At 57.8% G+C, this 21,554-nt stretch carries 23 protein-coding genes; 9 read left to right on the forward strand and 14 right to left on the reverse strand.

Translation table 11 applies throughout. The features are described from left to right. Position 1: 1 nt before the first annotated feature. The 8 genes from sdhD to C1J05_RS18135 all read right to left on the reverse strand — a co-directional run bounded on the left by sdhD (position 2) and on the right by C1J05_RS18135 (position 4,812). The gene (gene sdhD / locus C1J05_RS18100) at positions 2-373 is read right to left on the reverse strand and encodes a succinate dehydrogenase, hydrophobic membrane anchor protein (RefSeq protein ID WP_114871476.1); all 372 of its coding nucleotides are present in this window, start codon (positions 371-373) and stop codon (positions 2-4) included. 12 nt (positions 374-385) lie between these two features. Continuing rightward, on the reverse strand, positions 386-769 hold the full coding sequence (gene sdhC, locus C1J05_RS18105; protein ID WP_114871477.1) for a succinate dehydrogenase, cytochrome b556 subunit: 384 nt from the start codon (positions 767-769) through the stop codon (positions 386-388). Between the two features lie 158 nt (positions 770-927). Further along, positions 928-1,635, reverse strand: a complete 708-nt coding sequence (locus C1J05_RS18110; protein WP_441351671.1) for a DUF1194 domain-containing protein — start codon at positions 1,633-1,635, stop codon at positions 928-930. A gap of 46 nt (positions 1,636-1,681) precedes the next feature. Continuing rightward, positions 1,682-2,092 (reverse strand): hypothetical protein, encoded by a 411-nt coding sequence (locus C1J05_RS18115; RefSeq protein WP_162798132.1) that lies wholly within the window; start codon positions 2,090-2,092, stop codon positions 1,682-1,684. Between the two features lie 62 nt (positions 2,093-2,154). Beyond that, positions 2,155-3,189 carry a MaoC family dehydratase gene (locus C1J05_RS18120; protein WP_114871479.1) on the reverse strand — a complete coding sequence of 345 codons (1,035 nt, stop codon included), beginning with the start codon at positions 3,187-3,189 and terminating at the stop codon, positions 2,155-2,157. Further along, a complete protein-coding gene (locus C1J05_RS18125; RefSeq protein ID WP_114871480.1) occupies positions 3,190-3,393 on the reverse strand; it encodes a DUF1737 domain-containing protein in 204 nt (67 codons plus the stop codon). It abuts the gene before it with no gap. Beyond that, positions 3,390-3,947, reverse strand: a complete 558-nt coding sequence (locus tag C1J05_RS18130) for an NnrU family protein (protein WP_114871481.1) — start codon at positions 3,945-3,947, stop codon at positions 3,390-3,392. The genes C1J05_RS18125 and C1J05_RS18130 overlap by 4 nt, the downstream gene beginning before the upstream one ends. Before the next feature lie 7 nt (positions 3,948-3,954). Beyond that, a complete protein-coding gene (locus tag C1J05_RS18135) occupies positions 3,955-4,812 on the reverse strand; it encodes an HpcH/HpaI aldolase/citrate lyase family protein (protein ID WP_114872429.1) in 858 nt (285 codons plus the stop codon). A gap of 298 nt (positions 4,813-5,110) precedes the next feature. Between C1J05_RS18135 and C1J05_RS18140 the strand changes: the two genes are divergently transcribed. After that, positions 5,111-5,422, forward strand: coding sequence for a hypothetical protein (locus C1J05_RS18140; protein ID WP_254684809.1), 312 nt, complete (start codon positions 5,111-5,113; stop codon positions 5,420-5,422). Here the strand turns inward: C1J05_RS18140 and C1J05_RS18145 are convergent. Further along, positions 5,419-6,174, reverse strand: coding sequence for a sulfite exporter TauE/SafE family protein (locus C1J05_RS18145; RefSeq protein ID WP_114871482.1), 756 nt, complete (start codon positions 6,172-6,174; stop codon positions 5,419-5,421). The genes C1J05_RS18140 and C1J05_RS18145 overlap by 4 nt on opposite strands. Positions 6,175-6,341: 167 nt before the next feature. Here C1J05_RS18145 and mdh point away from each other — a divergent pair, with 167 nt between their 5' ends. The 7 genes from mdh to lpdA all read left to right on the forward strand — a co-directional run bounded on the left by mdh (position 6,342) and on the right by lpdA (position 16,254). After that, entirely contained in the window at positions 6,342-7,304 is a 963-nt protein-coding gene (gene mdh / locus C1J05_RS18150; RefSeq protein ID WP_114871483.1) for a malate dehydrogenase, read from the forward strand. Between the two features lie 308 nt (positions 7,305-7,612). Continuing rightward, positions 7,613-8,806 carry an ADP-forming succinate--CoA ligase subunit beta gene (gene sucC / locus C1J05_RS18155; RefSeq protein ID WP_114871484.1) on the forward strand — a complete coding sequence of 398 codons (1,194 nt, stop codon included), beginning with the start codon at positions 7,613-7,615 and terminating at the stop codon, positions 8,804-8,806. A gap of 53 nt (positions 8,807-8,859) precedes the next feature. Next, a complete protein-coding gene (sucD, locus tag C1J05_RS18160; RefSeq protein WP_114871485.1) occupies positions 8,860-9,741 on the forward strand; it encodes a succinate--CoA ligase subunit alpha in 882 nt (293 codons plus the stop codon). A 76-nt stretch (positions 9,742-9,817) separates the two neighbouring features. Next, positions 9,818-12,781 carry a 2-oxoglutarate dehydrogenase E1 component gene (locus C1J05_RS18165; RefSeq protein WP_114871486.1) on the forward strand — a complete coding sequence of 988 codons (2,964 nt, stop codon included), beginning with the start codon at positions 9,818-9,820 and terminating at the stop codon, positions 12,779-12,781. 3 nt (positions 12,782-12,784) lie between these two features. After that, positions 12,785-14,293 (forward strand): 2-oxoglutarate dehydrogenase complex dihydrolipoyllysine-residue succinyltransferase, encoded by a 1,509-nt coding sequence (gene odhB / locus C1J05_RS18170; RefSeq protein ID WP_114871487.1) that lies wholly within the window; start codon positions 12,785-12,787, stop codon positions 14,291-14,293. A gap of 121 nt (positions 14,294-14,414) precedes the next feature. After that, positions 14,415-14,825 carry an MAPEG family protein gene (locus tag C1J05_RS18175; RefSeq protein WP_114871488.1) on the forward strand — a complete coding sequence of 137 codons (411 nt, stop codon included), beginning with the start codon at positions 14,415-14,417 and terminating at the stop codon, positions 14,823-14,825. A 40-nt stretch (positions 14,826-14,865) separates the two neighbouring features. Continuing rightward, positions 14,866-16,254 carry a dihydrolipoyl dehydrogenase gene (gene lpdA / locus C1J05_RS18180; RefSeq protein ID WP_114871489.1) on the forward strand — a complete coding sequence of 463 codons (1,389 nt, stop codon included), beginning with the start codon at positions 14,866-14,868 and terminating at the stop codon, positions 16,252-16,254. A gap of 18 nt (positions 16,255-16,272) precedes the next feature. On the opposite strand, the gene C1J05_RS18185 is transcribed toward lpdA, so the two are convergent. From C1J05_RS18185 to C1J05_RS18205, 5 genes are all read right to left on the reverse strand, one after another. Then, positions 16,273-17,508 (reverse strand): OmpA family protein, encoded by a 1,236-nt coding sequence (locus tag C1J05_RS18185; RefSeq protein WP_205388990.1) that lies wholly within the window; start codon positions 17,506-17,508, stop codon positions 16,273-16,275. An 82-nt stretch (positions 17,509-17,590) separates the two neighbouring features. After that, positions 17,591-18,196 (reverse strand): pyridoxamine 5'-phosphate oxidase family protein, encoded by a 606-nt coding sequence (locus C1J05_RS18190; RefSeq protein WP_114871490.1) that lies wholly within the window; start codon positions 18,194-18,196, stop codon positions 17,591-17,593. Then, complete coding sequence (locus C1J05_RS18195) at positions 18,183-18,932, reverse strand: lysophospholipid acyltransferase family protein (protein ID WP_441351672.1); 750 nt, start codon at positions 18,930-18,932, stop codon at positions 18,183-18,185. Before C1J05_RS18195 ends, C1J05_RS18190 begins: the two co-directional genes overlap by 14 nt. After that, positions 18,929-19,834: a cell division protein FtsX gene (locus C1J05_RS18200; RefSeq protein ID WP_114871491.1), complete on the reverse strand. Its 906-nt coding sequence runs from the start codon at positions 19,832-19,834 to the stop codon at positions 18,929-18,931. The genes C1J05_RS18195 and C1J05_RS18200 overlap by 4 nt, the downstream gene beginning before the upstream one ends. Beyond that, on the reverse strand, positions 19,831-20,508 hold the full coding sequence (locus C1J05_RS18205; protein ID WP_114871492.1) for a cell division ATP-binding protein FtsE: 678 nt from the start codon (positions 20,506-20,508) through the stop codon (positions 19,831-19,833). Before C1J05_RS18205 ends, C1J05_RS18200 begins: the two co-directional genes overlap by 4 nt. A gap of 197 nt (positions 20,509-20,705) precedes the next feature. Here C1J05_RS18205 and C1J05_RS18210 point away from each other — a divergent pair, with 197 nt between their 5' ends. Next, a complete protein-coding gene (locus C1J05_RS18210; RefSeq protein ID WP_114871493.1) occupies positions 20,706-21,554 on the forward strand; it encodes a zinc-ribbon domain-containing protein in 849 nt (282 codons plus the stop codon).

The raw sequence follows: 21,554 nt of genomic DNA on the forward strand, positions 1-21,554 counted from the left end.
CTTAAAGCGCGATGCGCGCGATGGCGAAAAGACCGGTCGCTGCGGCGGCGTAGCTAAGGCAGATCATCAGAATGATCAGAACCTTCTGTGCCAATCCGTGAACATAGTCCTCGATCAGAACTTGCACACCATCTTTGAAATGCATGAACCCGACGACGATTGTCAGAGCGGCGACAATGGCGGGAAACGGCCGGGCGAAATAGGCCACCACATCCGCATGTGGCGCGCCCAACATCGACCCGAAGGTAAATACGAACAGTGGGATCAGCAGCAAAAGGGCGACAGAACTGACCTTCATCGCCCAGAAATGCGCCACGCCTGACTTGGCGCTTCCCATGCCCGACGCCCGCTTGCGATCTGTTAAATATCTCATCTGCGCCGCCCCTTATATGATCACAACGGTCAGAACCGTCAGAACCAAAGAGCCGATAACCACGGCCCATCCCAGTTTCTCTGCGGTTTCGATTTCAAGACCGATGGCATTGTCCCAGATCAGGTGCCGCACGCCGGCCAGCGTGTGATACCACAAGGCCCACAAGGACAGCAGCATCACAAGGTCGCCGAACCAGCTGGTAATCAGACCGTCCGCAACGGCAAAATATTCAGGTGATGTTGCCGCCGCCAGAAACCACCACACGATCAGCAACGCGGCCAGCAACAAAGCATTGCCGGTGATACGTGTCAGGATCGACGTAATAGAAGTAAGCTGCGGGCGATAGATCGACAGGTGCGGTGAAAGCGGGCGATTGCCCCGGTTCACGTCAGCCATGGGTGAGTCCTTTCCGGTTCTATGCGCACTGTTTTATAGGAATTTTTCCGGGTGTCACCCGCATCAAACCATCAAGAGCGCGGTTTTTTGGCGCGGCCTGTCACTTTTCCGGGGTCAATTTCCGTTTTGTGATCACAGTAATTATTGTGTGATCACAATTATCGCAGATCCAGATGACCTTTGTCTAAATCGGACAGCTGGCGCACCGTCTCGCGCTGCAACTTGCGCCGGATGCGATCCGGATAATCTGCAAAGCCGTTTGCGGTCATGACAAAAGCGCCTTCTCCCGTGATCACGTTTTCCCAGAAATACCCCGTCAGGTCTTCACCATCTGTTTCGATGACAACGGCGTTTACTGTCACTTTCTCCGCGTTCAATGCCGCGTGCATGTCGCGCGGGGATAATCCTTCATTGGATGAACCGTCGCCCGACACATCAATCACCTTGCGCCGGCAATCGGGAATGTCATCAAACGATGCCAGCGAATAATGCAGTGCTTCCCCTATCGCCGTTGAGTAATTCCGCCATAGCCGCGGCTCTTGCGTGACCCGTTCGGCAAAAGCTTCAACTGCGTCAAACGTGGTCATCTGCGCCCAAGAGATGCTTGTCTGTTGTCGCGATGACCCCGTCCATTGCACAAGTGTCAGCCATGCTTGTGCGTCAACCAGTGCTTCGGCCACGATCCCGTCACGCAACGCTTCTGCCAGTCCGTCCATTTGAATACGGTATTCCTGTGGATCGACCGAACCGGACACATCAACCGCCAGCACCAGCGCCAGATCGCAGGCCTGTGCCAATGAACCCGCCGAAACCGCCAGACCCATCCCCAGACCTATCCAGCGCAAATGTGTGCAAACCCGTTTCATAAGGCGACCTTATCAAGCGGTCGCAAAAACGCATTACTGTTTCACGTCACAATACCGACAGAACAAACGCAACCAGTATGACAACCAGCAAGACAGCAGCGATCCGCCAGGGTGTGCGGATTCCGGTGTCTTTTTCAATCTGCATCGGGATGATCATTGACGGAATGGCAACCGCAAGGCCCGCAACAAGTGCGGCAAGTTTCGCGGATAACACATCGGCCGAGATCGGAACCAAAGCCAGCCAGACCAGCATAAAGGCCAACGCGGCAAACGCGCCGCCCAGCACACGGCACAGCGCGCCAATGATCCGTACGGCATTCTTGCCCTTGTCGGATCCGTCCAGTTTCAGAATTTCGCGGTGGTATGCTGTCGGAACAGGCGCAACGCCGTAAACAATTGCCATCGCAAAAGTGCCCAGCGCAGCAAAACAATAAAGACCAACGGCCACTATCAGCATATCTGTCCCTCCCTCAAAAAGACGCGTATGCATCCGGGCTGCATGAAAAAGCAAGACCTACGTCAAAGCGGCATCAGCGCCCAGTAATCCAGATCCAGCAGGACTTCGGGCAGGTACTTGCCATCGCTGCTTTTCAATTCGAATGGTGCACCGCCCTTGGTTGCCACAAGACGAAGCCGGATCGCACCCACACCCGGCCCAGCTGTTTCTGCCTTGTCCAGCACTTGCGACCATGCACGGATCGTATCACCGCTCAGACAGGGATTGGCGTGCGCGCCACTGTTCAAAGCAACCATCATCTGCGCATTGGCCAACCCGTTGAACGACAGCGCCCGCGCCATTGAAATCACATGCCCGCCATAGATCAGCCGTGTTCCATCAGGGCGTGCCGCCACATCAAAGTGCACTTTCGATGTATTCTGCCAAAGGCGGGTTGCCAGCATATGCTCGGCTTCCTCGACGGTGACTCCATCAACATGATCGATTGTTTCGCCAATCTCGTAATCACCCCAGCGATGCGGTTCACCGGCAAGAGTGTAATCATATCCGGTAAAATCCAGACCTTCGGGTACAACCAGATCTTCGGGCGAAACCACCTTTGCCAGGTCCGGAACCACTGTTTCGGGCGCCGCGGCACCGGGATCGCGTTTTCGCACCATCACCCAGCGCGCGTATTCCAGCACCGTTTCTTCGCGCTGGTTCATTCCGCACGTGCGCACGTAAACCACACCAGTCTTGCCGTTTGAATTCTGCTTGACCCCGATCACTTCGGAAACCGAGCGCAATGTATCCCCGGGATAAACCGGTTTCAGCCAGCGGCCTTCGGCATAACCCAGATTGGCCACAGCGTTCAAAGACACATCAGGAACAGTTTTGCCAAAGACCACGTGAAACGCAGCCAGATCATCGAGCGGACTGGCCGCCAATCCACATGCTCGCGCGAATTCATCCGATGAATAAATGGCGTGCCGCGCCGGATAGAGCGCATGGTAAAGCGCGCGTTCGCCCGCCCCTACCGTGCGTGGCACCGCGTGGTTCAAGACATCGCCTACGCTGTAGTCTTCAAAAAACCGTCCCGAATTGGTCTTTTGCGCCATCTACTGTTCTCCAAGCTTTGTGTTGGGTGTGTATGTGCCGTCTGCCTCCTTGATGACCGCCTGCCCGCATCGCATCACACCGTTCGCCTGATCGAACGCATATGTAGGATCACCGTAAAGCGACCACCCCCGATTCAACGCATCCGTAACCTTGTGGCAGAACGCAGAAGTGTCATCTGCTGTCAAAAACCGATAGAGTTTCATGTCGGGAAAGGCCACACACCCAGCCAGACGTGAACGGCCGCAACCACGCCATAAAGCACCAATGTAATCACCAGCAGGCGCACTTTGGTCGCTGTTCCGGCTGTCGGCGGCGGTGTCCAGTCAGGCTCTGCCCGGTTGATCAGAATGACCGAACCGACAGCCCAGCCCAGCAGTCCACCGAACAGGATGATAGACGCCAGATCGCCATTCACCAGCAAATGCGCCAGTGCCCATATTTTCACCGCTGTCAGTTGCGGGTGGCGGATCTTGTTTGCAGGCCAGACCTTGGCGCCTTTGGCCGCACTTGATCCGTAGACCCAGAAGGCAAGAAGCATCAGCGTATTATTGACGTGAACAAGAAAGGCCGGGGGCGTCCAGACATCTACATACCCGGCACTTCGATAGCCCAGGATCATCATCACGACAGACGCCACAACGGCAACGGCCACCAATCCCTTGCCCTTGTCGCCCAGCGCGGCGCGCGCATCCGGCATCAATCTTTTGAAATAGTGGGCGGCCACCCATAGCAACAGGCCAAGGATCAACAGGGTCATTTTCGGGTCACTCCGCTGCGAGGGCTTCGATTGACTCTGCTTTTGCCAGTACTTCACGTGCAGTTGCAACGTGCAGATTTTCGACGATACGCCCGTCAACCACGGCAACCGCCTGCCCGGCGGCTATCGCCTTTTCGAAGGCATTGATCTGACGGCGCGCCAGATCAATTTCCGCTTCGGTCGGGGCAAATGCCGTATTCGCGATCGCAACCTGTGCCGGATGGATCAGCGTCTTGCCGTCAAACCCCATATCCCGGCCCTGCTCACACTCTGCCTGCAACCCTTGGTCGTCCTTGAACGCGTTGAACACACCGTCAACGATCACAACGCCTTCGGCCTTGGCGGCCAGCAAACACAGACCCAGCGACGCCATCATCGGCAAACGGTCGGGCCGCGTGCGGCTTTGCAGGTCTTTGGCCAGATCGTTTGTGCCCATCACAAAGCCTTCAAGCTTCGGATGCGCCGCAATCTCGGCCGCGTTCAGGATGCCGCGCGGGGTTTCCATCATCGCCCAGATTGGCAGATCACCTGTGATCGACGCCAAAGCATCCATATCGTCGGGATGGTTGACCTTGGGCAGCAACACCGCGTCTGCATCCATTTCTGCAACGGCTTGCGCATCCTTCTTGCCCCAGTCGGTATCCAGCGCGTTGATGCGCACGATACGCATGCGCGGGCCAAATCCGCCCTCGCTCAGCGCCAGCTTCAACCCTTCGCGTGCATTATCCTTTTCATCTACCGCAACCGCATCTTCCAGATCGAAAATAATGGCATCGACAGCCAGAGATTTGGCCTTGTCCATCGCGCGGGGTTTGGATGCGGGGATATACAGGACAGACCGATAAGGGCGCAGTTTTGTGTTCATTTCAGCAGCTTTCTGGCGTGGATTTGCGCCTGAAAGGGCCATTTTTTGGCTGAATGTTCAAGGGATTTCTTGCCGCGGCGCAGCAATTTGCATGGTCTGCGATCAGGTAATCAGCCTTTTTCGCGCCCTGCGCCCGCCGCGTTAACCATTATTCAAAGCCTTCGGAAGCATGCTTTCAACCACATGAAGACGTGGATCAGAACCCTGCCCTACCGGCCTTTAATCGGACCAGGGGATGGCCATTCCGACCTCAACAGCACGAAACCGACGGCACAGGAGATACCGCTTGAAAAACGATATGGCTTTGAAGACCGCCGCACTGACCTTCTGTTTGTTTTTTGCGTGGTTTGAACTGGCGCAGGCGCAGACCGCACGCAATTGCGGCCCCCGCGATCTGGTGATCGAACGGCTTGCATCCGGTTATGGCGAAACCCGTCAAAGCATCGGCTTGGGGCAAAACAACGCAATCGTCGAACTTTTTGCCGCGCGCACAACCGGCACGTGGACAATCACCGTTACAACACCTGACGGGGTCACCTGTCTTGTCGCTTCGGGCGATGCTTTCGAAACGCTTGCGGAAACCCTGCCCGATGCTGGAAGTGACGCCTAAGACAACCCATCCCAGATCAGTTTGCTACCTGTCAGCACCAGCAACACATAGGTCAGTCCAAAAAATACGTGCTCGGGCACCAGACGGTGCGCTTTCACACCCAACCACGCACCAATCAATGCAAACGGGGCAAGAACCAGATTGGCTTGCGCTGTTTGCCAGGTGAACATCCCCAGAAACGCGTAAGGTATGAATTTGGCGATGTTGATTGCCCAGAACACCAACACTGTGGTTGCCTGAAATCCGGTTTTTCCCAGTTTCTGCGACAATAGATACACTGCCGCAGGTGGCCCGCCCGCGTGACTGACAAAGCTGGTAAACCCCGCAACACCACCGGCAACCCAGCCGGCCCAAAGCGGCAGACGTTCCCGGGCGGGCCGGATCAGGCCACGGGTCTGCGCAATTTGCCAAACCACGAACGCAATGGCGATGCCGCCGATCAACAGCCGGATCACGTCCGCATCCGCAACTTGGAACAGGGCAGCCCCCAGCGCGACCCCCGGCACACCCCCGAAGATCAGAACCCGGGCATCTGGCCAGCTCCACTTTTTCCAATAGGGCCGCAATGTCACCGCATCGATCAACATCAACAAAGGCAGCATGATCGCCAGTGCCTGTCCCGGTTCGATCACCAGCGCCAGAATCGTTGCCGCGGCAAAGGCCGCGCCGGATCCGAATCCGGCCTTGGATACGCCTGCAAATACAACTGCGGGCCCGGCAATTGCAAAAAACGTCCAATCCAGTACCAGCATGCAGCAGCCTCATTTTCTTGGTGTGCGACGTGCTTTAGCGCCATTCCCGCCAAGCGAACAGTGCCCGCGCACGTTTGTGCCGCACCGCAGCACCCTTGCACCCTGATACATTTGGGACTACGCAAGCGTCCAAATTTCACCAACCAAACGGACCGGAGACATATTCCATGGCCAGACCCAAAATTGCCCTCATCGGCGCAGGTCAGATCGGCGGCACGCTCGCCCACCTTGCCGCTTTGAAAGAACTTGGCGACGTCGTTCTTTTCGACATCGCAGAAGGCACACCCGAAGGCAAAGCGCTGGACATCGCTGAATCCGGGCCTTCGGAAGGGTTTGATGCGAACCTGTCGGGCACCCAGTCTTACGCCGATATTGCCGGTGCGGATGTGTGCATTGTAACCGCCGGTGTTCCGCGCAAACCGGGGATGAGCCGGGACGATCTGCTGGGCATCAACCTAAAGGTCATGAAATCTGTTGGCGAAGGCATCGCGGCACACGCGCCAGACGCGTTTGTCATCTGCATCACCAACCCGCTGGACGCCATGGTATGGGCCTTGCGCGAATTTTCGGGTCTGCCGCACGAAAAGGTCTGCGGTATGGCCGGTGTTCTGGACAGCGCGCGGTTCCGCCACTTCCTTGCGTCGGAATTTGATGTCAGCATGCGCGATGTCACGGCCTTTGTTCTGGGCGGACACGGCGATACAATGGTGCCGCTCACTCGGTATTCCACGGTTGGCGGCATTCCGTTGCCTGATCTGGTCAAAATGGGCTGGACCACGCAGGAAAAACTGGACGCCATCGTGCAGCGCACCCGTGATGGCGGTGCCGAAATCGTCGGCCTGCTGAAAACCGGCTCCGCCTTTTACGCACCGGCAACATCCGCGATCGAAATGGCCGAGGCCTATCTGAAAGACCAAAAACGCCTGCTGCCCTGCGCCGCTTTTGTCGATGGTGCTTACGGGTTGAAAGGGTTTTATGTCGGAGTTCCGACAGTGATTGGCGCCGGTGGCATTGAACGCGTCGTCGACATCAAGATGAACAAGGATGAGCAGGCCATGTTCGACAAATCTGTCGACGCCGTGAAAGGCCTTGTCGCCGCCTGTAAAGAGATTGATCCAAGCCTGGCCTGATCTCGGACGCGATACCTGAACTTGAAAACGCCCGCTTTGACGGGCGTTTTTTTATGCACGAATGTCGTGGGGATATTCAGAGGCAGACAGCGTATATACGCCCGATAGCCCTGCTGGTACCGCAGATTCAGGTGCGAATCACTTTGCAAATCCGACGGGTTTGAATTTTTGTGATCACACTATTTTTCCCTGTGATCACAAATGTCGCTTTTCTTGTCGAAAAGCCGCCACTGCGGCAAAATGGCATTTAATTATCTGACGAACACGCGACTATAGGCAGATAATTGAAGCTAGACGGGACAGATTTGATGAACATCCACGAGTATCAGGCAAAAGCACTGTTGCGCAGTTACGGCGCACCGGTCTCGGACGGGCGGGTCGTGTTAAGGGCGGAAGACGCCAAAACCGCCGCAGGCGAAATGGACGGTCCGTTGTGGGTGGTCAAGGCACAGATCCACGCCGGTGGTCGCGGCAAGGGCAGCTTTAAAGAAGCTGACGCCGGGGAAAAAGGCGGTGTCCGCCTGACCAAGTCGGTGGAAGAAGCCGCGCAGGAAGCCAAGAAAATGCTGGGCCGGACACTGGTCACCCATCAAACCGGTCCCGCGGGCAAGCAGGTCAATCGCATCTATATCGAAGACGGATCCGGCATCGAAACGGAATTGTATCTGGCCCTGTTGGTCGATCGCCAAACCAGCCGTATTTCTTTTGTCTGCTCGACAGAAGGCGGCATGGACATTGAAGAAGTCGCCGCAAGCACTCCGGAAAAGATCCTGTCGTTCAGTGTTGATCCCGCGACAGGGTATCAGGCGTTTCACGGGCGCCGCATCGCATTTGCTTTGGGCCTGAAAGGCGCGCAGATCAAACAATGTGTGGCCTTGATGGGCACACTTTATAAAATGTTTTCCGAAAAAGACATGGAAATGCTGGAGATCAACCCGCTGATCGTGACCGACAAGGGCGATCTCAAATGTCTGGACGCCAAGATGGGGTTCGATGGCAACGCGATCTATCGCCATTCCGATATTGCGGAACTGCGCGACGAAACCGAAGAAGATCCCAAAGAACTGGCCGCGTCCAAATACGATCTGAACTATATCGCGCTGGACGGAGAAATCGGCTGCATGGTCAACGGCGCGGGCCTTGCCATGGCAACGATGGACATCATCAAACTTTATGGTGCGGAACCCGCCAACTTTCTGGACGTTGGTGGTGGTGCAACCAAGGAAAAAGTGACCGAAGCGTTCAAGATCATCACATCCGATCCCAACGTCAAAGGCATTCTGGTCAACATTTTCGGCGGCATCATGCGCTGCGACGTGATCGCCGAGGGCGTTGTTTCCGCCGTGAAAGAGGTGGGCCTGAAAGTGCCGCTGGTGGTCCGTCTGGAAGGCACAAAGGTCGAAGAAGGCAAGGCCATCATCAACAATTCCGATGTGGACGTGATCGCCGCAGATGATCTGCGCGACGGGGCCGAGAAGATCGTGAAGGCCGTGAAGGGTTAATCGCACAGCGCGCCAACCTTCATTCCGAACAAAAGATATCAAGGAGCCACCAAATGGCCATTCTCATCGACGAAAACACCAAAGTCATCTGTCAGGGCCTTACCGGCTCTCAGGGCACGTTCCACTCGGAACAGGCGATCGCCTACGGCACCAAAATGGTCGGCGGCGTAACGCCAGGCAAAGGCGGCAGCACCCATCTTGACCTGCCGGTGTTCAATTCCGTGCACGAAGCGATGCACACCACCGGCGCGAACGCGTCCGTGATCTATGTGCCGCCCCCCTTTGCCGCGGATTCGATCCTGGAAGCGATTGACGCTGAAATGGAACTGATCATCTGCATCACCGAAGGCATTCCGGTGCTGGATATGATGCGGGTCAAACGTGCGCTGGACGGATCGAAATCGCGCCTTGTCGGCCCCAACTGCCCCGGTGTGATTACGCCGGACGCCTGCAAGATCGGCATTATGCCCGGCCACATCCACAAGCGTGGATCCTGCGGTGTTGTGTCCCGCTCGGGCACGCTGACCTACGAGGCGGTGAAACAGACATCGGACAGCGGGCTTGGCCAGTCCACCGCAGTCGGCATCGGCGGCGACCCGATCAAGGGCACCGAACATATCGATATTCTGGAAATGTTTCTGGCCGACCCTGAAACGCAAAGCATCATCATGATCGGCGAAATCGGCGGCAGCGCCGAAGAAGAAGCCGCACAGTTTCTGGCAGACGAAAAGAAAAAGGGCCGCTGGAAACCCACCGCCGGTTTCATCGCGGGCCGTACCGCACCTCCGGGTCGGCGCATGGGCCATGCCGGTGCCATTGTAGCCGGTGGCAAAGGCGACGCGGAAAGCAAGATCGAAGCAATGCGCAGTGCCGGAATTGTCGTGGCCGAAAGCCCGGCAAGCCTTGGTGAAGCTGTACTGGAAGCGATCGGGTAACTGAATTGGCCCGTTCCGCAGCATGCGGGGCGGGTTTGAATTTTCGTGTCCACATATTTTGAATTGGGGTCCAGACATGACCGAACAACCCACCAACGACCAGTTCCACGCCTCTTCGTTCATGCAGGGGCACAATTCGGAATATCTGGAACAGCTTTACGCGCAATATGCCAACGACCCGAACGCGGTCGATGCAGCCTGGGCCGAGTTTTTCAAGGCTCTGGGCGATGCCGATCTGGACATCAAGAAAGAAGCATCCGGCCCGTCCTGGGCGCGCACGGATTGGCCCCCGGCCCCCAATGACGATCTGACATCGGCACTGACCGGTGAATGGCCCGCGCCGCCCGCCGAAGCGGATGGCGCAGGTAAAAAGATTGCCGCCAAAGCCGCCGAAACCGGTGCCAAAGTCAGCGAAGATGCGATCAAACGTGCCGTGCTGGACAGTATCCGCGCCCTGATGATCATCCGCGCCTACCGTATCCGTGGCCATCTGGTGGCCGATCTGGATCCGCTGGGCATGCGCGAAATGGCGGCGCATCCCGAACTTGATCCCAAATCCTACGGCTTCAGCGAAGCCGATATGGATCGCCCGATTTTCATCGACAATGTTCTGGGCCTACAAATCGCGTCGATGCGCCAGATCGTGGAAATTGTGAAACGCACCTATTGCGGCACGTTTGCCCTGCAATACATGCATATTTCAAATCCGGAAGAAGCCAGCTGGCTGAAGGAACGTATCGAGGGGCTGGACAAGGAAATCCGCTTTACCCGCGAAGGCCGCAAGGCGATCCTCAACAAGATGGTCGAGGCCGAAGGCTTTGAAAAATTCCTGCATGTCAAATACATGGGCACCAAACGCTTTGGTCTGGACGGCGGCGAAAGCCTGATCCCCGCGATGGAACAGATCATCAAACGCGGCGGCGCGCTGGGTGTGCGCGATATCATTATCGGCATGCCCCACCGCGGCCGTCTGTCGGTGCTGGCCAACGTCATGCAAAAGCCCTACCGCGCGATTTTCAACGAATTTCAGGGTGGCAGCTTTAAACCTGAAGATGTCGACGGATCGGGCGATGTGAAATACCACCTTGGCGCGTCATCAGATCGTGAATTTGACGGCAACTCGGTCCATCTGTCGCTGACAGCCAACCCAAGCCACCTTGAGGCGGTCAATCCCGTGGTGCTGGGCAAGGCCCGCGCCAAACAGGACCAGCTGAACGACAAGGAACGCATCAAGGTTCTGCCGATCCTGCTGCACGGAGATGCGGCCTTTGCCGGTCAGGGTGTTGTCGCCGAAGGCTTTGGCCTGTCCGGCCTCAAGGGGCACAAGACCGGCGGTACGATGCATATCATCGTGAACAACCAGATCGGGTTCACCACGGCACCGCATTTTTCGCGTTCGTCCCCGTACCCGACCGATATCGCCCTGATGGTCGAAGCACCGATTTTCCACGTGAACGGCGATGACCCCGAAGCGGTTGTGCACGCGGCCAAGGTTGCCACTGAATTCCGCCAGAAGTTCCACAAGGATGTCGTTCTGGATATCTTTTGCTACCGCCGGTTTGGACATAACGAGGGCGACGAGCCCATGTTCACCAACCCGATCATGTACAAGAAGATCAAGACCCACAAAACCACTCTGTCGCTTTACACCGAACGTCTGGTCAAGGACGGCCTGATCCCCGAAGGCGAAATCGAGGATATGAAAACCGCCTTTCAGGCGTTTCTGAACGATGAGTTCGAAGCGGGTAAGGAATATAAGCCCAACAAAGCCGACTGGCTGGATGGGCGCTGGTCGCATCTGGGCCGCAACAAAGAAGATTACGTGCGCGGCGAAACCGCAATTCCCGCGAAAACACTGGCAGAGGTCGGCAAGGCCCTGACAACCGCGCCCGCTGATTTTCCGTTGCACAAAACCGTTGGCCGGTTGCTGGAAAGCAAAAAGGCGATGTTTGACTCTGGCACAGGCTTTGACTGGGCCACGGGCGAGGCGCTGGCCTTTGGATCGTTGCTGACCGAAGGCTATCCGGTGCGCCTGTCCGGTCAGGATGCGACGCGCGGTACCTTCAGCCACCGCCATTCCGGTTTCATCAATCAGGACACCGAAGAACGGTATTACCCGCTGAACCATGTGCGCAAAGGCCAGTCGCATTACGAAGTCATCGACTCGATGTTGTCCGAATACGCGGTGCTTGGCTTCGAATACGGCTATTCCCTGGCTGAACCCAACGCGCTGACCATCTGGGAAGCGCAGTTTGGCGATTTCGCCAACGGCGCACAGATCATGTTCGATCAGTTCATCAGCTCGGGCGAAAGCAAATGGCTGCGCATGTCCGGTCTGGTGTGCCTGCTGCCACATGGCTACGAAGGCCAGGGGCCGGAACATTCGTCGGCCCGTCTGGAACGGTTCCTGCAAATGTGCGGACAGGACAACTGGATCGTGGCAAACTGCACGACGCCTGCGAACTATTTCCACATCCTGCGCCGACAGGTGCACCGGTCTTTCCGCAAACCGCTGATCATCATGGCGCCGAAATCGCTGTTGCGTCACAAAATGGCCGTCAGCAAAGCCGAAGAATTCACCGAAGGATCGTCCTTTCACCGCGTGTTGTGGGACGATGCGCAGCACGGCAATTCCGATACCAAGCTGAAGCCGGACAACAAGATCAAACGTGTCGTGCTGTGTTCCGGCAAGGTCTATTTTGATCTGCTGGAAGAACGCGATGCGCGCGGGATCGACGATATTTACCTTCTGCGGGTCGAACAGTTCTATCCGTTCCCGGCGATTTCGATGGTTAACGAACTGGAACGGTTCAAATCGGCCGAAGTGGTCTGGTGTCAGGAAGAACCGAAAAATCAGGGCGCGTGGACGTTCATGGAACCGAATATCGAATGGGTTCTGGGCCGGATCAAGGCCAAGCACAAACGCCCCGTCTATGTGGGCCGCGCCACTGCGGCTTCCCCCGCCACCGGCCTCGCCTCTCAGCACAAAGCCCAGCAAGCAGCCCTCGTGAACGACGCGCTGACTATTGAAGGAAAATAAACCATGACAATCGAAATCCGCGTCCCGACTCTGGGCGAATCCGTGACCGAAGCAACCGTGGCCACTTGGTTCAAAAAGCCCGGTGATGCTGTCGCTGTCGATGAAATGCTGTGCGAGCTGGAAACCGACAAAGTCACCGTCGAAGTGCCCAGCCCGTCGGCCGGTACAATGGGTGATATCGTTGCCGCAGAAGGCGATACTGTGGGGGTGAACGCCCTGCTGGCCACATTGAACGAAGGCAAAGGTGCCGCAAAATCCGACGCCCCTGCTGAAAAACCAGCTGCGGACGCCGCGCCAAAAGACAGCGGCGGCACAACCGATGTGATGGTGCCCACCCTTGGCGAATCCGTGACCGAAGCCACCGTCAGCACATGGTTCAAGGCCGTGGGCGATACTGTCGCGCAGGATGAAATGCTGTGCGAGTTGGAAACAGACAAGGTCAGCGTCGAAGTGCCAAGCCCCGCCGCCGGTGTTCTGGCCGAAATCGTCGCCCCCGAAGGCAGCACCGTGGATGCTTCGGCAAAACTCGCCGTGATTTCCGGTTCAGGCGCAGCCGCCGCGCCTGCCGCTGAGGCCCCCGCTGCCGCGCCCGCAGCCCCCGCCGCATCCGGCAAGGATGTGGAAAACGCACCCTCGGCGAAAAAGGCCATGACCGAAGCCGGGATCAGCGCCGACGCCGTTACCGGCACGGGCCGCGACGGGCGGATCATGAAAGAAGATGTGGCCAAGGCACTGGCCGCGGGCACCAGCGCCGCAGCCGCGCCTGCGCCGACGGCTGCCCCGTCCCGCGCGCCATCTGCCGCGGATGATGCCGCACGCGAAGAACGTGTGAAAATGACGCGGTTGAAACAGACAATGGCCCGCCGCCTGAAAGAGGCACAGAACACCGCCGCGATCCTAACCACCTTTAACGAGGTCGACATGACCGAGGTGATGGCACTGCGCAAGGAATACAAAGACTCGTTTGAAAAGAAACACGGCGTGCGCATGGGCTTCATGTCGTTCTTCACCAAGGCGTGCTGCCACGCTCTTAAGGAAATTCCCGAGGTGAACGCCGAAATCGACGGCACCGACGTGATCTACAAGAACTATGTGCATATGGGCGTGGCTGCTGGCACACCCACCGGCCTTGTGGTGCCAGTTGTGCGCGATGTCGATCAGATGTCGTTTGCCGACATTGAAAAAGCCATTGGCGAAAAAGGCAAACGCGCGCGTGATGGCAAGCTGACCATGGCCGAAATGCAGGGCGGCACATTCACCATTTCGAACGGCGGCGTTTACGGTTCGCTGATGACCGCCCCGATCCTAAACCCGCCGCAATCGGGCATTCTTGGCCTTGCCAAGATTCAAGACCGCCCGATGGCCATCGCCGGCGAGGTTGTGATCCGCCCGATGATGTACATTTCACTGTCTTATGACCACCGGATCATCGACGGCAAGGGCGCTGTCACGTTCCTTGTCCGCGTCAAGGAACTGATCGAGGATCCGCGCCGCTTGCTGATGGATTTGTGATCATTTTGATCCGCGGCGAGAGACATAGGGACACATTCGCCCGCCAGTTTCGAAAAATGTGCCTGCCGGGAAGAAGCGGTTGGGCGCAACCCGTGCGGGCATCGGCAAGGGGTCAAGGCCAATGACCCTCGAACTCACTGTCCTCACCCTCGCTGCCCTGCTTCAGGTCGTTCAGTACGTCCTGATGGCGGTGCCTGCGAATATCGAACTGGGGCCGGGCAAGACGCTGTCTCCTCGGGATCGCCATCGCCTGGGCGGTGATTTGCAGGATCAGGTCAGCGTCCCGACGGGCCGCCTGATCCGCGCCCTGAACAACCATTTCGAAGGGTTGATCCTGTTCACCATCGCCTGCGTGGTGATCGCCCTTACAGATCAATCCACCCCTTTCACGGCCAGTTGCGCATGGGTTTATCTGGTCGCACGGATCGCCTACATTCCGGCCTATGCATTTGGCCTTAGCCCTTGGCGCAGCCTGATCTGGGCGGTGGGGTTTCTGGCCACGACATTCATGCTGTTCGCGGCGCTGATCTAATTCGGGCGGTCCGACCGCCCCAAAATCAAAGGATAAACCAATGGCATCTTATGACGTGATCATCATCGGCTCGGGCCCCGGCGGCTATGTCTGCGCCATCCGCTGCGCACAACTTGGCCTAAAGGTGGCGTGCGTCGAAGGGCGCGATACGCTGGGCGGCACCTGCCTGAACGTCGGCTGTATCCCGTCCAAGGCCCTGCTGCACGCCAGCCATATGCTGCACGAGGCCGAACACAATTTCGCAGAGATGGGGCTTAAGGGCAAAAGCCCGTCAGTCGACTGGAAACAGATGCTCGCCTACAAGCAAAGCACGGTTGATACCAACACCAAAGGCATCGAATTCCTGTTCAAGAAGAACAAGATCGACTGGCTGAAAGGCTGGGGCAGCATCCCCGAGGCTGGCAAGGTCAAGGTGGGCGATGACGTGCACGAGGCCAAGAACATCATCATCGCAACCGGATCGGAACCGGCCCCGCTCAAGGGTGTCGACGTGGATGAAAAGGTGGTTGTCACCTCGACCGGCGCGCTGGAACTGGGCAAGGTGCCCAAGAAAATGGTGGTGATCGGCGCGGGTGTGATCGGCCTTGAACTGGGTAGCGTCTATGCCCGTCTGGGATCAGAGGTGACAGTGATCGAATTTCTGGATGCGATCACGCCCGGCATGGACGGCGAAGTGCAAAAAGTGTTCAAGCGGATGCTGGGCAAACAGGGGATCAAATTCATCATGGGCGCCGCCGTTCAAAAGACAGAGGCGACCAAGACCAAGGCCAAGGTGACCTATAAACTGCGCAAGGATGACAGTGAACACGTGGTTGACGCCGATACCGTGCTGCTGGCAACGGGGCGCAAACCCTATACGGACGGTCTGGGGCTGGATGCACTGGGCGTCGAAATGTCCGAGCGCGGCATGATCAAGACCGACGAACACTGGCAGACCAATGTCAAAGGTATCTATGCCATCGGTGATGCCATCGCCGGCCCGATGCTGGCGCACAAGGCCGAAGACGAAGGCATGGCCGCAGCGGAAACGGTGGCGGGCAAACACGGGCATGTAAATTACGGTGTCATTCCCGGTGTGATCTATACGCATCCCGAAGTGGCCAATGTTGGTGAAACCGAAGAGAGCCTGAAAGAACAGGGACGCGCCTTTAAGGTGGGCAAGTTCAGCTTTATGGGCAATGCGCGCGCCAAGGCGGTGTTTGCGGGCGACGGGTTCGTCAAAATTCTGGCAGACAAGGAAACCGATCGCATTCTGGGGGCGCATATCATCGGCCCCGCTGCCGGTGATCTGATCCACGAGGTGTGTGTTGCCATGGAATTCGGCGCATCCGCGCAGGATCTGGCGATGACATGCCACGCCCATCCCACCTACTCCGAGGCTGTGCGCGAAGCCGCTCTGGCCTGCGGCGACGGGCCGATCCACATGTAAGCGGACCGGCGCGCGGGTTTACTGCCGCCGGATATCGACGCGGCGGTTCAACGCCTTGCCATCTGCCGTGTCATTGCTGGCTACGGGCTCCGTTTCGCCTTTGCCGACGGGCCCCAACCGGGCGCCGTCTATGCCTTGGCCGACCAGCCAGTTGACCACGCTTTGCGCGCGCCGGTTTGACAGGTCAAGATTATAGGCATCTTCGCCATCGCTGTCCGTATGCCCTTCTATATCCACAACAAGGTCGGGCGCAGCCGTCAGCGCGGCCAGCAACCGTTCCAATGCGCCGGTGGCAGATGGTTTGGGAACATCGCTGTCCACCTCGAAATAGATGCCGTAAAGGCGCGCAACCCCTTCGGTCTCTAATGCCGTCACGATCGGATCGGGCGGCGCGCTTGTTTCAGTTGCTGCAGGTGTCGGGCTACACGGCGTCGTGGTGCCTTCGGGCGCGACCGGTCCGGCCCAGACCGACCGGCTGCGCTGGCGGTATCGGACACCAGCGAGGGCGCCTGTGTTGTCGACCGTCAGGAATGCCGTGCCGGTGATCCCCTGATCGGACCGCCACGACAGCAGCGCAACCCCGTCAACCACCGATCCGGTTACCGTACCCGTGCTAAGCCCGCTATTGTCCGTGAAACACCCAAGGATCAGATCATCCGCCTGCACCAGTTCCACGAAATTCTTGCGCCCGGTCTGAAACACGCCGGTAAACCGGTCCACATCATCAGGCACGGTCAATTCCCCGTGCGCAATCACTTCGGCAAAGTACAGAAACGCGGCATCCGGCGATTGTGCGCTTTCCACGGTAACGCGCAGCCAGCGCATCGGTGTGGTGTTCGTTACATCTGCCAATGTCGCCCCGTCCTCGGCCGCGCTGAAACGCGCCAGTTCGACATATCCGGTTTCGGGGCCGTCTGCGGAACCTTCAATCAACACATCCTTGGCCGAACCACCCGCGACACCGCCGGGCCGGGGGCCGGCACCGTGAATACCTACCTTGGTCAACAGGGCCGGGGACAGAAGTTCAAAGACAAAGGAATAGGGCGGCGGGTTTTTCTTGGTGCTCATGCTCCATGTGCTGGACGGATCGCCATCGGTCAGGGCAAGGCCGGCTGTCGGATCATGATCGGACGGCAGCAGGATCGCGCCTTTCGCCAGTGTCAGCAGATCATCAGGCTGCGATGTCTGCGCCGCAACGGGGCGGATCATCGCCGCCGTACAGCTCAGAACCAGCCATATATACAAAAACCGCATTGCAACCCCCCGTTTCGCTTAACGCATCCTGCCTGCAAGGCTAGGGCAAAGCAGGAAATCGGGCAACAACTGCGGTGTCAGGCTACCACATCGTCTTGGCGGCACGTGCGGCCCACGCATCGTCATAGGCTGCACCGCCTTCTTCCCCGTCGGTAATCTCAGCCATGATCTGGCCGATCGTCGGCAGATCCGCGCTGTCATCTGCGCCGCCCCAGATGTCTGCCCGCAACAGCGCGCGCGCACACTGGCTGTAAACCTCGTGTATTGAGATAACGATCACCGTCGCCGGCTGCCGTCCACCTTTGTCAAAACGGGCCCGAAGCGTTGCATCAGTGGTCAGCTGTGCCCGCCCGTTGATACGCATCACGTTATTGGAACCGGGAACCAAGAACATCAGCGAAACCCGTCCGTCACTGACGATATTGCGCAGGGTATCCAGCCGATTGTTCCCCCGCCAGTCGGGCATGGCCAGTGTTCTGGCATCCAGTTCCTGCACCACCGCGCTGTCATCGCCACGCGGGCTGCCATCCGTTCCGTCCGGTCCGACCGTGGACAGAATGCACAAACGCGATGCCATGATCCATTTGCGATAAAGCGGCGTCAGACCGGGCGTGACCTTGCGCAGGGAAACTGCGCCGGGCTCACCGTAAAGTGCCTCAAGCGCATCAATGTCCTTAATGTACTCCATCAGGATCAAACCCCGCTTCGCGCATCAGCGCGTCTGATCGCGCTTCCACGTCATGTTCCAGTTTCGCCATGAAAACATCCCGGCGCAAACCCGGCGCAATCGGTTCCATGAATTCGACGATCGCAACGCCGGGGTATCGCATGATGCCTTTTCGCGGCCATAAAACACCGACATTGGTGGCCACCGGCACACAGGGCTGGTTCAACTGCTCGTACAAGACGCCGGTTCCAACCTTGTAGGGCGCCTTGACCCCCGGTTTGATCCGTGTGCCTTGCGAATAGATGATCAACTGCCCCGCTTCCTGCTGGCCCGACGCGACATCTGCTACCATTTTTTCAATCGCGGCACCGCGTTTGCCGCGATCCACCGCAACGCAGTTCAGCAACCGCGCATATTGCCCGATGATCGGAGTCCACAAGATTTCCTTTTTCATGATGAACTTAGCAGCCGGTAGTGCCGTGAAAATCATCATGATATCCAGAAAGGACTGATGCTTGGATGCAATCAGCGTTTCGCCTGTTGGCGGGGTGCCACGCACTTCGGTTTTGATGCCGACCATCCAGCTTGCCGTCCAGAACACCCAGCGGGAATAGGTTTTGCAACAAATCCGCGCGCCATTCCGGCTGAACATGGCCCAAGGCGCAAAGACCAGCCCGATGACAGGCATCATCAGATAGATTTGACCCACAAACAGCAGCGACCGGACCCATTGGATGGCAAATGCAATACCGCTCATGCCAGTTCCGCCAACGTGCGCTGTGCCGCAAAACGTGTCGCGCTAAAGGCGACAACGGCAGCGGCAAAAGGGATCACCATGGGAAGAAGCCAGTGCCGCCCCTGATAGCCTAGCCCGGTTAAAAATCCGCCTTCATCTGATGCGGACGGCAACAGGAAAACAGCAGCCAGGCCAAGGATCATACCGGCTGCAGCGCCGACAAAAGCACGCAAGGTGAACCGGCGCACAAAAGCTTTGGCAATGTAATTGTCCTTTGCCCCGACAAGCCGAAGTACGGCGATCAATTGCGCATTCGCGGCCAGCGCGGCATTGGCGGCCAGCGTAATCATCGCCGCCATCGTCAACCCGATCAAGACAATCGAAACCCACCCCAACAAACGCAACCTGTCGGCCGCATGAACCAGCGGGGTCCGCCAGCGTGTGTGATCATCCAGAACGGCACCGGGCGCTTCGGCCTGCAAGCGCAATCGCAAACCAGCCGCATCATATCCCGGTTTGTCCTGAACCACTTCTATCAACTGCGGCACCGGCAGATCGGCCAACGGCACATCCGGGCCAAACCAGGGCGCCAGCAGAACCTGTTGTTCCTCAAGCGACAGTACGCGCACGGTTTCAATGCCGGCGGTGGTTTCCAGCACCCGAACCGCCGCCGCCGTTTGCGCCGCCATCTGATTCTGGGGCGCCGTTATGCGAACCGTCGCGCTTTGGGCAAGTTCGTTGCCCCATCGTTCTGCCAAACGTCCCGTAGCAAGCGAAAGCGCAAGGGCGAAAACCACCAGAAAGGCCATCGCGCCAGATACGAAAATCGTCAACTGCGCCGTAAATCCTGTCGGTGGTACGATACGGTCTGCCTGCACATCACCGGTCAGCAAGGATGCAATGGCGCGGCTGTTCAATTTCATAGATCGGCCCCCGCAAGTTGCAGGCGCCGGTTCGAAATACGCAAGACACGTGCCTGCACCTCGCTTTTGGCAGCGCGGATCAGGGCAAGATCATGTGTCGCAATCAGGATCGTCTTGCCCATCTTGTTCAGCTCGACAAGAAGCCTAAGCAGGCGTTGCGACATTTCCCAATCAACATTTCCGGTGGGCTCATCAGCCAGAACAACATCAGGCGACATGATAACGGCCCGGGCCAGGGCCGCACGTTGCCGCTCGCCTCCGGACAATTCGGGCGGCAATGCATCGCCGCGGCTCGACAATCCGACCCATTGCATCAACTCGCGCAGGTTTTCTGCCTCGCCCGCGGCATCTCGTCCTGAAACGGTCAGCGGCAAGGCCAGGTTTTCAGACACCGACAAATGATCCAGAAACTGGCAATCCTGATGCACGACACCCACCCGGCGACGCAGCATCGCCACATCATCGCGCGTCAGGGCCCGCACATCCGTATCAAACAGGCGAACATGGCCTGACGTGGGCAACAAAGCCCCATAACACAGCTTGAGCAACGTTGTTTTACCGGCACCGGACGGACCTGTCAGAAAATGGAACGATCCGGCAGACAATTTGACGGATATATCGCTCAGCAGTTCACCACCACCATAGCTATAGGCCACATTTTCAAGCTCGATCACGCGTGCGTCCGCCTTTGTTTTCTGCCGGTGTTGTGCCTGACACGCTGCGCAGTTTCAATTCCCCACATGGACAAATTGGCATCATATGCAAACGCGCTTCACCAACTCGGGTTATTGCACTTTTTTCGCGCCTTGTTACAAGATATAGGATGATCAAGACGCTAAAAGGCGACATCACGAGTGGATGAGGCAGTAAAATGCGATTGATTTGCCCGAATTGCGGCGCGCAATACGAAGTCCCGGATGAGGTGATACCTCTGGACGGGCGGGATGTGCAGTGCTCGAATTGTGGCGATACCTGGTTCCAGTCGCACCCTGATCACGCTCAGGCAACGGACGATGATCTTGAAACTCTCACGGCGGATGATGATGCCGAAGAACAGGATCAAGCACCCGAACCGGAAGACCAGCCCGAGACAAAACCCGAGGAAAGTGCCGAACCGAAACCCGATGCCGAAGAAAAGCCGCGGCGGGATCTTGATCCTGCTGTCGCCGAAATTCTGCAACAGGAAGCCGCGCACGAGGCATCAAAACGCAGCAGCGAAAAATCCTCTAACCTTGAAACACAGCCTGATCTGGGCTTGCAGGCCGCCGAAGACGACGCAACACGCCGGTCTCGCGAAGCGCGCGAACGGATGGCCCGGATGCGCGGCGAAGGCTCGGAAACACCTGTTGCGGACAACGCGGCAGATGCGCTTGGATCGCGGCGCGATCTGCTTCCCGACATCGACGAAATCAATTCGACCCTGCGCTCGGCAAGCGACCGGCAGACCGATATCGGCGATGCCGGTGTCTACGAAGACGTCGAAATCATGCGCAAGCGCAGCGGATTCCGTCGCGGTTTTACGCTGACGATCCTGATCGCAGCGATATTGGCCGTGATCTACGTTTTTGCGCCGAAAATCTCGGAAACCGTCCCGCAAGCGGAACCTGCTCTGAACAGTTATGTCATTCTGGTGGACAACGGACGTGTCGTTCTTGACGGCTATGTCACGTCGATCCTTGAGTGGCTGGATGAAAAAGCGTCAGGCGGCGCGGGCGGTTAA

The organism is Sulfitobacter sp. JL08, assembly GCF_003352045.1.
GTDB lineage: Bacteria > Pseudomonadota > Alphaproteobacteria > Rhodobacterales > Rhodobacteraceae > JL08.